Source organism: Streptomyces odontomachicola, assembly GCF_039605595.1.
Taxonomy (GTDB): domain Bacteria; phylum Actinomycetota; class Actinomycetes; order Streptomycetales; family Streptomycetaceae; genus Streptomyces.
Window position 1 is genome coordinate 408,465 of the sequence record NZ_JBCFOK010000005.1, and the last position, 12,694, is coordinate 421,158.

Consider the following 12,694-nt stretch of genomic DNA (forward strand, 5'->3'; position numbering starts at 1 on the left):
CCCGGTCCCGGGTCTAGCCCTGGGCCCAGCCCGGGACCAGGGTCCACAGCCGCTCCAGCAGATCGCCGAACGGGCCGTCCTGGGGCTCCTGCGCGATGATCCGGCGCACCGTTTCGGCCGTCTCCTCGTCGTACGCGGCGGTGACGGCGGCCAGGGCCATGAAGTCGTGCACGAGCTGGAGTTCCAGGTCGCCGCGCGGGATGGCGCGGCCGTCCAGCCAGGTCAGGGCCGCGGTCTCGGCCAGGCCCACCCAGGAGCGCACCACCAGCGCGAGCTTGGGGCCCGGGTCGGTGATCGCGAGGTGGTTGAGGAACTGCTCGTAGGCGGAGTCCCGCACCTCGTCGATCATCGCGTTGGCGCGCGAGCCGACGGCCGGGCCGCCGCGCAGCAAGGCCGAGAAGCCGGGTCCGTGCTCCTCGACGAAGTCGAAGTAGCGGCCCATCACGCGCAGCAGGCGGGAGGCGAGCGGGCCGTCCTCGGGCTCCACGAAGCGGGCCGAGAGCTCGTCGGCCGCGCGGCGCACGGCGGCCTCGTACAGGCTGTGCTTGCCGGGGAAGTAGTGGTAGACGAGCGGGCGCGATATGCCTGCGGCGGAGGCGATGTCGTCGATGGACACGTCGTCGGGGGAGCGGTGGCTGAACAGCTCCAGCGCGACGGCGATGAGCTGCTGCCGACGCTCCTCGACTCCCATTCTGCGGCGCGTGCCTGTCGTCATATCCGCACCCTATCGGGGCTTTGGCCTGTGACCGCCGGCCGGTTGCGCTTGGGGTCGCCTCCCGCTGCGGCGGGATTCGGGTTGGGTGACCTCCCTCCCGACGAGCTGTGGGCAGCGGCTTCCGTACTGGGCCCGTGCGGGCTCGCTACTCCCTACTAGCTGTGGGCAATCGTTCCGCAGGGGCGGAACGGGTGGGCACAGCGGACGTAAGACCCCGCACCCGCGCCACCACGCACCTGGCCGGGTGCGGCCCGCGCCCCGGTTACGGCCACTTGCCGGGGTACGGGACCGTCACGGGCCGCTCGCCCGACGGGCCGTACGTCACCCTGACCTCGTACGGCTGCGGACCGCTCGCCCGCACACGCCACCGCGCAGTGAAGCTGCCGCCCGGCTCCACCCGTGGCGCGGAGACACCACGAGGCTCCGCCTCCAGCCCGGACAGGGCGAAGTCCACCCGCCCGGTGGCCCGGAAACCGTTCAAGTTGCGGAACTCCGCGCGGAGTTCGCCGTCCGCGGAGGACAACCGCACCCACCCCTGATACGCCGCCCGGGCAAGCACATCACGGACCCGCGAAGCCGCCCGGTACGGATCAACGACCGGCCGCAACGGATACTCCCCGCGCCCCCGCACCCACCGCTCCTCCTCCCCGTACCAGTCGAAGCCCCGCGGCGACCGCCCCTCCGCAAGCGCGTCCTCCAGCTCCTCCAAGTACCGCCGCCACTGCGGCAGATGGACCTCGCCGATCAGCCCGTGCCAGTCGCGATTGGCGTAGTTCGCCAACTTGCCGCCATCGGCAGCGGAACGACCCGCCCAGGTCGTGATCAGCGCCCGCGCACCGCGCTCCAGCCGCCCCCGCTCCTCGGCACCGGCGCCCGCCCGCCGCGCCGCCTCCAGCCACGGCCCGAGCAGGAACGCGCGGTGCCCGCCCGTCACCTCCTCGCCGAGCCGCATCAGCCGCAGCCACAGCCCGGCCAGCGCGCGGAAGGTCTCGCGGTCGCGGCGCCGGTACGCCGCCTGCAACTGCACTATCAGCGGCCAGGAACGGTCGGCCAGCGCCTGCCGCGCCGCGTCCGTCACGTCGTACCGGTACCCGTCCCCACGCCGCAGCGGCTCCCGCACCTCCAGCAGCCCGTCCAGCACCGCGTCGAACCCGGCCACGTCATAGGCCGGCTCCTTCGTCGCGTACTGCGTCCCCGCACGCGCCGAGAGATCGGGCCGCGCGGCGAAGACGGAATCGTGCGGCCGCCCGTCCGCGCTGGTGATCGCGTACGCGGTCGAGCACAGCGCACGCGTGGCGCGCCGCGCTCCCTCGTCCTCGCCCCCGTACCGCAGCCGCGCGTACCCGGCGAACCACGCCTCGCGGTCCACCGGATCATCCCGCCAGGCCAGTTCGGAGAAGAGCTCGAAGGCGGCCGGATCGCGGTGCGTGGCCTCCGGCATGTACGCCGTGCCGGCCAGCGCGCCGCCCTCCTTGTCCCGCCACCGCGCGAAGCGCTCGGCCCATACGTGGGTGCGCGCCCCGAGAGTCGTGCGCCCGCCGAAGTTGGGGATCGAGCCGAACGCGTACGGGACGCCGCCCCAGTCCTTGTCGCGGTCGGACACAGAGCCCGTGTCGGAGAGCCCGTCCACGATCAGCATCCGGTCCCTGTGCTGGATCCCTTTCAGCAGGTCGGGCCGTGGATTGCGCTGCCAGCCGAGGATCAGCCACAGCGCGCCGGGCAGCGCCTCCTGCAGCGCGGCCTCCACCCGCCGGGCCGCCTCGGGCACCGGCACGTCGCCCGCCTTGCCGCCCTCGTGCAGCAGGTCCATCTTCACCCGCCGTACGGGGCCGAAGAGCTCCGCCTGATGCCGGTAGTAGGACTTCGCCGCCCGCGCGAAGGCCGGGCAGCGCGGGTCCAGCCACGCGGGGCGCGGCAGCCCGTTCCAGTCGCCCTGCGGCACGGTGCGCGCCCCGGACACCCGCTCGGCGAAGGTGTCCGGCACGGTCCCGTACCACCCCGGCAGCACGGGCTCCATGCCCAGCTCCCGCAGCCGCCGCACGACGCGCTGCCCCAACGCGGTGCGCCGCTCCAGCAGTTGAGGGCTGACCGGTCCGCCGTACCCGGACATGTTCTGCATCAGCCACCAGGGCTGGTGCGTGGGCGCCGGGATCCAGGAGCGGATCTCCTCGTCCCCGTAGCCGAAGTCGCGCAGCAGCCGGTGGTATACGGCCTCGGCGCCGACCGTCACCAGCACCTCGTTGCAGCCGTGCAGCGCGAGCACGTCGATCAGCCGCTCCCAGTGCGCCCAGTCGGCGTACGGGGCGGTGTAGCCGTCGTGCGTGTCGTTGAGCGCGAAGCGGTGCGGCACGGTGGCCCGCCGCTCCATGCGCCGCGCGGGCGCGGGGAGGGTCCGCGGCAGGTGCTCGGTGTGGCTGCCCGCCCAGGAGATCTGCGCGGAGCAGGCGTACTTGAGATACCAGTGCAGGCCGGTCAGCAGCGTCGCGGGCGAGGTCCCGGCGAGCTCCACCCGTCCCGCCCGGCCGCCCACCTCGAACCGCTCGGGCCCCTCGTCGAGCAGCCGCAGCGCGAACTGCGCGCGGTGGTCGGGGAGTAGCCGCGCGATGGCCTCCCCGGCGGCGCGCAGGGGGTCGTCCTGCGGGGGCGCGGGGGCCCGGCCGTCCACCGCGTACGCGCGTGCGCCGCCGCCGCTCGCCGCCGTGGCCGCCGCCGCGCCCAGGACCCGCCGTCGGCTGGGACCTCCGCTGCGACCTCGGCCGGAATCTCCGGACCCCATCGGCTCACTCCTTGTCTCGGCTCACCCCTTGTCGAGGAAGGCGAGCACCGCCAGCACCCGCCGGTTGTCGTCGTCCGAGGGCGGCAGCCCCAGCTTCCCGAAGATGTTGGAGGTGTGCTTTCCCACCGCGCGCTCGGTGACGCACAACTGCGCCGCTATGGCCGTATTCGACCTCCCCTGCGCCACGAGTTCCATCACCTCGCGCTCCCGCGCGGTGAGCCGCGCCACCGGGCCCCGCTGCTCGCTGCGGGACAGCAACTGCTGGATGACCTGCGGATCCATCGCCGTGCCCCCGCCCGCGACCCGCCGGATCCCGTCGGTGAACTGCTCCGCGTCGAAGACCCTGTCCTTGAGCAGATAGCCCACACCGCCCCCGCCGTCCGCGAGCAGCTCGCGCGCGTAGAGCTGCTCCACATGCTGCGAGAGCACCAGCACCGGCAGCCCCGGACGCCTGCGCCGGGCCTCCAGCGCGCACTGCAGTCCCTCGTCGCTGTACGAAGGGGGCAGCCGCACGTCGACGACGGCCACATCGGGCTCCAGGCGCTCCAGCGCCCGACTGAGCTCGGGCCCGTTGTCCACCGCTGCGACGATCTCGAAATCGTGTGCCTCCAGCAGCCTGACCAGGCCGTCTCTGAGCAGGAACTGATCCTCGGCGATGACCACGCGCACGGCGACTCCCCGTTCCGACGTCCGAAGTCCCTTGACCGGACCGGCGCCGAATCTACCTCCGGCCGGCTCCCGTACCGGATTTACATTCGGTTCACAGAAGAGCAATGGCCGGGAAATCGCAGGTTGTGACGCTGCTGTGCCGGTGGGGCCAGGAAGAGCCGCGCCCCCGCACCGCCCCAGCCCCGCACCGTGAGGACGGCACCGTGACCTACAAGGCCGAGTACATATGGATCGACGGCACCCAGCCCGTCGCGAAGCTCCGCTCCAAGACCAAGATCATGAAGGACGGCGCGGAGCTGCCGGACTGGGGCTTCGACGGGTCCAGCACCAACCAGGCCGAGGGCCACGACTCCGACCGTGTCCTCAAGCCGGTCTTCTCCTGCCCCGACCCGATCCGCGGCGGCGACGACATCCTGGTGCTCTGTGAGGTCTACGAGACCGACGGCACCCCGCACTCCTCCAACATGCGCGCCAAGCTGCGCCCGCTGGCCGAGCGGTACGCGGACCAGGAGCCGATCTTCGGCATCGAGCAGGAGTACACCTTCTTCCAGGGCGACCGCCCGCTCGGCTTCCCCGAGGGCGGCTTCCCGGCCCCGCAGGGCGGCTACTACTGCGGCGTCGGCTCCGACGAGGTCTTCGGCCGCGAGATCGTCGAGAAGCACCTCGACCACTGCCTCGACGCAGGGCTCGGCCTCTCCGGCATCAACGCCGAGGTCATGCCCGGGCAGTGGGAGTTCCAGGTCGGTCCGCTCTCCCCGCTGGAGGTCTCGGACCACATGTGGATCGCTCGCTGGCTGCTGTTCCGCACCGCCGAGGACTACGGCGTCTCCGCGACCCTCGACGCCAAGCCCGCCAAGGGCGACTGGAACGGCGCGGGCGCGCACACCAACTTCTCCACCAAGGCCATGCGCGAGGGCTACGACCCGATCATCACGGCCTGCGAGTCGCTGGGCGCCGAGGGCAAGCCGCTGGAGCACGTCTCGCAGTACGGCACCGGCAGCGAGGAGCGCCTGACCGGTGCCCACGAGACCGCCCACTGGAGCGAGTACAGCTACGGCGTCTCCAACCGCGGCGCCTCGGTCCGCATCCCCTGGCAGGTCGAGGTCGACAAGAAGGGCTACATCGAGGACCGCCGCCCCAACGCCAACGTCGACCCGTACGTGGTCACCCGGCTCCTCGTCGACACCTGCTGCGCGGCCCTGGAGAAGGCCGCGCAGGTCTGAGCCCCAGGGCTCCGATGACCGCGGAGCGCCGGGACGTGCGGAGTCCCGACGCCCCGCAGGGTGGCGCCCGCCGGCCCCTTCCTCCGGGCCGGCGGGCGCCATGTTCTCGCGTGGGTGTACGGGGTGCTGTGCGCGTACGGGCGTGCCGCGCGTGTACGGGGTTGGCGCGTGACCCGCTAGAGCGCCGCCTCCGCCGCGGCCAGGATCTCCGTTACGCGCTGCCCGAAGCGCACGTCGCACGGGTGCGGGCGGCCGCCCCGCGCGCTCTCCGCCAGCGCGTCCACGGCCCGCGCGAACGCCGTCGCCGGATGCTCGTCCCGCTCGGGAAGCACCGCGACGCCCTCGGCGCCGCGCACCTCCGCGTGCACCCCGGTGGCCACCGGCGGAATCGAGTGGCTGACCGTCGCCGTGCTCGAAATCCCGCCCCTGTGCCGCAGGGTGAGGTGCACCGTGTCGCCCACGCCGCGCGCCGCGCGCACGCTCTCCGCGTGCCCTCCGGACTCCCCGGCCTCCGCTGACTCCCCGGACTCCGTCTCGCCGAGCACCGACAGCAGCACCGACAGTGCGTGCGGTCCGATGTCCCACAGCGCGCCGCGCTCCCGCCGCCAGGGCGAGGAGGCGTACGGGGAATCACCGCCGCCGAACACGGGGGACAGCCACTCGGCGCGGCCCAGCAACCAGCCCTCCACCGCGGCCTGTTCGTCGATCCACGCACCGGTCGCCCCGCTGAAGCGCAGCGTGAAGAAGACCACCGAGGCCACCCCGGCGCGCTCCACCGCCGCGGTCACCTGCCGCGCGCCCTCCACGGTGGTGGCCACCGGCTTGTCCAGCAGCAGATGGCAGCCCGCCTCGGCAGCCCGCACCGCGAGCGGCGCCTGCACATCGGGCGGCAGCGCCAGCGCCACCGCGTCGCAGTCGGCGAACAGCGCGTCGGCGTCCTCGTACGCGCGCGTGCCCAGCTCCCGCGCCAACTCCCCGGCGGCCTCCGGCCTGCGGCCCCACACGCCGACGAGCTCGACACCGTCGTGCGCCGCCAGCGCGGGGCCGTGCGTGCGCGCCGCCCAGGACCCCGTGCCGAGCAGCCCGAACCTCAGGCGCTCCACGCCGCTCCGCCCGAGGTGTCCTTGGCCCGCACATGGCTGGTGTAGCAGCCGCGCGCGAGGTCGCTGATGTCCACCGAGGTGTGCAGCGCGAAGCCGGGGGTGGGCTTGATGTGCGCGCGGGCCAGGTCCAGGACGCCGCGCGAGAGTTCGGCCTTCACCTCGGGGGTGCGGCCCTGCATCAGCGCGACCTGGATGTGCACCATGGCGATGTCCTCGGCGCCGTCGGCGATCACGCACTCGTCGAGCCGCCTGAACCGGGTCTTGCAGCCGGCGACGGTGCCCTCGATGGTGCGGGCGACCAGCGGATGGAGGGCGAGCCCGAAGCCACGGCGGTCGAAGGTGTCGGCGACGGCATCGGAGTAGTCGACGGTGATATGCGGCATGGGGGCAGCGTAAATGCTGTGACTGAGCGGTACGTACGGGTCCGCCGGCCCGGCGCGGTGCCGTGCGGACCCGTACGCGGCCTGTCCGACGGAGCGTCAGACCCGCGCCGGAGGCGTCCCGGAGCGGTCGTGTTCCGCGCCGCCTCCGCGCGCCTTCCGCCGCGCCCGCAGGCCCAGCAGCACGTCGACCGTGAGGAACGCCACGAGCCCGATCCCCAGCAGCGGCAGGAACCAGCCGACCGCGGCAGCCGCGGCGGCGAGCGGCAGCAGCGTGGTCAGCGGCACGTCACGCCAGGCGCCGCGCTCCGGCGGCACCCGCCTGCGCCACCACATGCGGTAGCCGAGCAGGATCAGCGCGATCAGCGCCGCGGCGAGCGCGGCCAGCGCGATCTGGTTGGCGAGCCCGAAGAGCAGGCCCATGTGCGCGTCGATGCCCCAGCGGGTCAACTTCGCGAGCAGCGGATGGTCCGCGAAGTCCACCCGGTCGGTGACCTCGCCGTTGACGGGCGAGACCGCGATCTGGTCGAGATGCGCCGGCCACTGCTTGTCGGTCTGCGCCACGGAGTACGCGCTGCCGGGACCGGACGGCGGAGTGATCTCCACGGGCCCGGTCAGCCCCTGCTGCCGCGCGACGGCCAGTACGCGGTCGGGGCCGATGTCGCGGGCGTGCTCTCCTGCGCCACTGTGATCGGCGCCGGAGCCCATGTGGCCGGTGTGTCCCTGGTGGCCTTCGTGGCCCTCGTGTCCTCCGGAGGCCGCGCCCCCGTGAGCCCCGTGCTGCTGCCCCGGCAGCTCCGTCGACACCGCGGGCGTCGCGCCGCGCAGGCTCGTGCGCAGGGCCTCGATGTGGGCGCCCGCGTACTTCGACCAGGACAGACCCGTCGCCGACAGCGCCACCAGACCGACGGCCGCCCAGACGCCGACCGTGCCGTGCAGGGCCAGCGTCCTGCGCCCGCCCTTCGCACCGCGCAGCCTGCGCTGCTTCCTCGTACGGCCGGCCCACAGCACGACGCCGCCCAGCGCCGTCACCCACAGCCAGCTCGCCGCGAACTCGCTGTAGAACCGGCCCGCTTCGCCCAGGTGCAGGTCCCGGTGCAGATGGTCGATCCACGTGCGCATCGGCAGCGCGCCGGAGTCGCCGTAACTCGGCAGCGCCCCCTTCACCCGCGCCCGGTACGGGTCGACGAACACCGCGAGCGACATCGAGTCACCGCGCACGCTCGGGTCCTCCAGCAGCACCCGGGTGGTCGCGCCGGGCTCCGACGCGGGCCGCACGGCGGTGAGTTCGCCGTGCGGGTGCGACTTCAGCGCCGCGTCCACCTGCTGGGAGAGGGGGACGGCTCCGGCGTTGCGGGGCGCGTCGACCGTGAGCTGGTCCGCGTACACGGCCTTCTCGATCTGGTACGAGGTCGCGTACAGCAGTCCCGTCGCGGCTGCGACCAGCAGGAAGGGCGCGACGAGCAGCCCGGCGTAGAAGTGCAGCCGCAGCACGGGGCGGCGCAGCGCCCGCCACCCGCGCGGCTTGTCGCCGCCGCCGTCGGGCGCGGGCGGCCGGGGTGGGTCGGGGGACGGGTGTTCCTGGACAGGGGTGTCCACGGACATGGGTGATCGCTCCTCCGGTACGGCGGCGAGACCGCCGTTCAAGGGGTGGTGGGAACACGCCCTCCGGCGGAGCCGGCCGTCCTCCTACGGGAGCGCCGGGTGCGCGAACGCCTGGTACACGTATGCCGCCGCCGGAACGGGCGTGGTGGTGTTCGGTGCCCACCCCCGTGGCGGCCCCCTGCGGACCACGGTGTGCTGGAGCAGTACGTCACCGGGGCGCGGGATCCCGCCCTCGTCCCGGTCGCGCCGCTGCCGTACGGAGACCGGACGCTCCTCCGTGCGGCACGGCCCGAGCGCGGTGCGCAGCGCCAGCGGCGGCACGGCGAGCGCGGCCAGCGCCCGCAGCAGCCCGAACAGCGCCTCCTCGCCCCGCCACAGCCACAGCGCGCACACCACGGCGGCCAGCACGTGCGCGGCGAGCATCGCGGGGGAGGCGTGCAGCATTTCGGAGAGGTGCGCGGTGAGTTGGGGGCCGCCGTGCTCCCCCATGGAGTGCGTCCCGTGCATCCCGCCCATGCCGTGCACGCCGCTCATGCCGTGCTGCATCCCGTGCGTGGTGGGCATGCCCTGCATCCCGCGCATGCTGTGCATGTCCCGCATGCCCGAGGCCCCGTGCACGCTGCCGAACAGCACGTGCAACGCGCCCTGCGCCACGAGCAGTCCGCCGCCGATGGCGAACGGGCCGCGCTGCCGCCGCCCGCCGCACCAGCCCAGCAGCGCCGTACCGGCGAGCGCGGGAAGCAGCGCCCACGCGGGCACCGCGCGCCCCGCGGCGAGCCCGTGCCCCGCGGCCGCCAACAGCACGCACACCGCCGCGAACAGGAACGCACGCACTGCGCGTATCGGCGTTCCCGGTGCACTGCTCATGGTCATCGCATCATGGCACGCGGCCCGAACGCGCTTCCTTAAGCCCGGCTTTGCGGGATCTCAGCCGCCCCTCAACGCCCCGGGCCCGGCCGCGGGGCCCGCCCCGCAGGGCGCCCGCAGGGTGGTGCCGACCACACCCCCCTCCCTCGCCCTGACCCCCGTGACCGCGCCGCCTCCGTACCGCACACTGATCAGGTGACCGGAGGGGGAGCCCGGTCGCCGGAGGGGGACGGGGCACATGACGAGCAGCAGCACACCGCGGCACACGACGGCTGACGCACTGCGGGAAGGGGCCCGCGCCGCGCTCCTCTCCGGCGCGCGCGGCCTCGCGCTCTGCTTCCTCTCCCTCGGCGCCTCCCTCGCCCTCCTCGTGCTGAACGTGGTCTCGCTCGCGCTGATCCCCGCGCTCCTCGGCCTGTTCACCACGCCGCCGGTGATCGCGCTGACCCGCGCGCACGCCAACGGCCGCCGCCTCCTCGCGCACGCCTGGGCCGGCCTCGCCGTCCCGCCTCCGTACCGCCCGCTGCCGCGCACCGGGCCCGGCCCCCTGCGCACACCCCGCCGCTGCCTCCGGCTCCTCGCCGACCCCGCCACCTGGCGCGACCTCCTCTGGCTCCCGGCCGACGCGGTCGCGGGCTTCGTCTGCGCACTCCTGCCACCCGCCCTGATCGTGTACGGGGCCGAGGGCTGGGTGATCCTCGCCGGAGTGTGGCGCGCGGTGCAGGGCGGCTATTGGTACGCCTTCATACCCGTCGAGGGCCCGCGCACCGCCGTCCTCTGCGCGGCCCTGGGCACCGCGCTGCTCGCCGCGGCCGTGCGACTGGGCCCGCTGTGCGTCCGCGCGCACTTCGGGATCGCGCGCGGGATGATCGCCCCGACCCGCGAGGCCCGCCTGGAGCAGCGTGTGGCCGAGCTGTACGAGACCCGGCACGAGGCGGTCGACTCCTCGGCGGCCCAACTCCGGCGCATAGAACGGGACCTGCACGACGGCGCCCAGGCTCGCCTCGTCTCCATGGGCATGAGCCTGGGCACCGTGGAGGCCCTCATCGAGCGGGACCCCGCCGAGGCCAAGCGCCTGCTCGCCGAGGCACGCCGCAATTCGGCCGAGGCCCTGACCGAGCTCCGCGACCTCGTACGCGGCATCCACCCGCCGGTCCTCGCCGAACGCGGCCTGGGCGACGCGGTCGAGGCCCTGGCCCTGCGCATGCCGATGCCGGTCGAGACCGACATCGACCTCCCGGGCCGCTTCCCCGAACCGGTCGAATCCGCCGCCTACTTCGCCATCAGCGAGGCCCTGACCAACGCGGCCAAACACTCAGGCGCCGACCGCGTATGGCTGGACATGCACTACGACCAGACACTCCGCATAGCGATAACAGACAACGGAAAAGGCGGCGCCGAGCCCCCAAAGGCTCTGCAACGCCGCCTATCCCCATTGGACGGAATCCTCGCCGTGACCAGCCCGAAGGGAGGCCCCACCATGCTCACCATGGAGATCCCCACCGAACCTGCCCCCACTTAGGTGTGGGCAATCGTTCCGCAGGGGCGGAACGGGTGGGCACACCGGAACCGCAGCCCCCCGCTCCACGCCCCCACTCACCCAACGGGGCACGGGGCGAAGCCCCGAAAAGAAGCTGCGGGGCGCAGAAGCCGCACCCCGCAGCGCAAAACGAGATCAACCGAGCGGGGCGACCTTGTCCCGATACCCCCGCACAGGCGCCGCATCCCGATAAGGCTCCAACCGCCGCTCGAACTCCCGCACATACTCCAGCGCCCGCACAGACCGCATCTCAGCCGCCGCATGCGCCGCCTCGGCCCCCAACGCGCAGGCCTGCTCCACCTCCCCGAGCCCCAGCCGCGCGGTCGCCAGCACCACCCGCGAGAACAGCCGGCTCCGCGCATGCCCGGTGGCCCGGAGCTGCAACGACCGCTCCGCGTGCAGCGCCGCCGCCCGGTACTGCTGGAGATCCCGGTGGCAGTGCCCGAACTCGTCAGCGAGCTGCGCCTCGTCGAAGGCCCGCGCCCACGGCGGCACCTCCTCGCCGGGCCGCGCCGACTCCAGCGCCCGCTCGGCCCGCGCCAACGAGGCGGTGCACGCCCGCACCTCGCCGAGCACGCCGTGCCCGCGCGCCTCCGCCGCGTGCAGCAGCGCCTGCACGGCGGGCGGCGCGGAGGTGCCCACGCCCTGCTGCGCGACCCGCGCGAGCTGCACGGCCTCCCGCCCGTGCGCCAGATAGACCGCCTGCCGGCTCATGGTCACCAGCACGAAGGCCCCGTACGCCCGGTCGCCCGCCGCCTGCGCCAGCCGCAGCGCCTGCACGAAATAGCGCTGTGCGAGGCCGTGCGCGGCGATGTCGTACGACGTCCAGCCGGCCAGCCGGGTCAGGTCGGAGGCGGCGCCGAAGAGCCGCCGCCCCACCTGCTCGGTGTACGTGCCGCGCAGCATCGGCTCGGTCTCGTGCTCCAGATACCGCACCAGCGCCTGGCGCGCGTGCCCGCCGCCGTACGCGTTGTCCAGCGCGCGGAACAGCTCGGCCACCGTGCGCAGCGCGCTCACGTCGCCCATCGACACGCGCTGCCCGGGCCCGCGCTCGACCTGCTCCAGCCACGAGGTGGTGGCGGCACCCGCGGCCGACGTGCCCGGCGCGCGGGCCGGCACCTGCGGCCCGTGCCGCAGCCCGTCAGGACGCGCACCCGGCGCCCGCACCCGCCCGCCGACCGGCACAGCGCCGCCGGCCGCGCCTCCGGCGGCGGCTGCGGCCCCTGAGCCGCGGGCCTGTGCGGGGACCCGGGCGCGCGGCGTGCCGGGAGCGCCGCCGCCCTCGGGCTCCACGCCGTGCGCCACCCGCTCGTCGGGGCGGCCGATCAGCCAGTCGCGGCTGGGCACCACGAGCCCGGCCGGGGTGAACGCGATCTTGCGCAGCTCGGCGTGGCTGCCCGAGTCCTTGCGCCACAGCCCGCTGACGATGTCCACCGCCTCGGCGGGCGTCGCGGCGAACTCCAGCCCCGCATACACCGGGGCGCAGGCGTCGAGCCCCAGGTCCTGCGCGGTCAGCCGCCGCCCCAGCCGCCGGGTGAAGACCTCGGCGATCAGCGCGGGTGTGGTGCCGCGCGGCTGCTGGCCGCGTAGCCAGCGTGTCACCGATGTCTTGTCGTAGCGGAGATCGAGACCGTGTTCCAGACCGAGCTGGTCCACGCGCCGGGCCAGTCCGGCGTTGGAGAATCCTGCCTCGGCGATCAGCGAGGCGAGCTGGCGGTTGGGGATGCGCTGCTGGGAGGACTGGGAGGAGGTTCCCCCAGGACGTTCCATCGTCATCAGCTTTACGGTCTCCTGCCCTACGGCTTGCGGCAGACGC

9 protein-coding genes and 1 pseudogene are annotated in these 12,694 nt (G+C 74.0%); 2 read left to right on the plus strand and 8 right to left on the minus strand.

Going from position 1 to position 12,694, the window contains the following annotated elements; genetic code table 11:
- Positions 1–13: 13 nt before the first annotated feature.
- From ABEE00_RS11895 to ABEE00_RS11905, 3 genes and pseudogenes are all read right to left on the minus strand, one after another.
- Entirely contained in the window at positions 14–715 is a 702-nt protein-coding gene (locus ABEE00_RS11895; RefSeq protein WP_345745321.1) for a TetR/AcrR family transcriptional regulator, read from the minus strand.
- A gap of 274 nt (positions 716–989) precedes the next feature.
- Positions 990–3,491: pseudogene (locus ABEE00_RS11900) on the minus strand (alpha-N-acetylglucosaminidase); the annotation flags it as partial.
- A 21-nt stretch (positions 3,492–3,512) separates the two neighbouring features.
- Positions 3,513–4,160, minus strand: a complete 648-nt coding sequence (locus ABEE00_RS11905; protein WP_345745322.1) for a response regulator transcription factor — start codon at positions 4,158–4,160, stop codon at positions 3,513–3,515.
- 203 nt (positions 4,161–4,363) lie between these two features.
- Here ABEE00_RS11905 and glnII point away from each other — a divergent pair, with 203 nt between their 5' ends.
- Positions 4,364–5,383 carry a glutamine synthetase gene (gene glnII, locus ABEE00_RS11910; RefSeq protein ID WP_345745323.1) on the plus strand — a complete coding sequence of 340 codons (1,020 nt, stop codon included), beginning with the start codon at positions 4,364–4,366 and terminating at the stop codon, positions 5,381–5,383.
- Positions 5,384–5,559: 176 nt separating this feature from the next.
- Here glnII and ABEE00_RS11915 read toward each other — a convergent pair whose 3' ends face one another.
- From ABEE00_RS11915 to ABEE00_RS11930, 4 genes are all read right to left on the minus strand, one after another.
- Positions 5,560–6,477 (minus strand): Gfo/Idh/MocA family protein, encoded by a 918-nt coding sequence (locus tag ABEE00_RS11915; RefSeq protein WP_345745439.1) that lies wholly within the window; start codon positions 6,475–6,477, stop codon positions 5,560–5,562.
- A complete protein-coding gene (locus ABEE00_RS11920; RefSeq protein WP_345745324.1) occupies positions 6,474–6,869 on the minus strand; it encodes a 5-carboxymethyl-2-hydroxymuconate Delta-isomerase in 396 nt (131 codons plus the stop codon). Before ABEE00_RS11920 ends, ABEE00_RS11915 begins: the two co-directional genes overlap by 4 nt.
- 96 nt (positions 6,870–6,965) lie before the next feature.
- Positions 6,966–8,471, minus strand: coding sequence for a PepSY-associated TM helix domain-containing protein (locus ABEE00_RS11925; protein ID WP_345745325.1), 1,506 nt, complete (start codon positions 8,469–8,471; stop codon positions 6,966–6,968).
- An 84-nt stretch (positions 8,472–8,555) separates the two neighbouring features.
- Entirely contained in the window at positions 8,556–9,344 is a 789-nt protein-coding gene (locus tag ABEE00_RS11930) for a hypothetical protein (RefSeq protein WP_345745326.1), read from the minus strand.
- Between the two features lie 232 nt (positions 9,345–9,576).
- On the opposite strand from ABEE00_RS11930, the gene ABEE00_RS11935 reads away from it, so the two are divergent.
- Complete coding sequence (locus ABEE00_RS11935) at positions 9,577–10,860, plus strand: sensor histidine kinase (RefSeq protein WP_345745327.1); 1,284 nt, start codon at positions 9,577–9,579, stop codon at positions 10,858–10,860.
- A gap of 153 nt (positions 10,861–11,013) precedes the next feature.
- Here the strand turns inward: ABEE00_RS11935 and ABEE00_RS11940 are convergent, their stop codons facing one another.
- Positions 11,014–12,654 (minus strand): NsdA family TPR-like regulatory protein, encoded by a 1,641-nt coding sequence (locus ABEE00_RS11940; protein WP_345745328.1) that lies wholly within the window; start codon positions 12,652–12,654, stop codon positions 11,014–11,016.
- Positions 12,655–12,694: the final 40 nt, after the last annotated feature.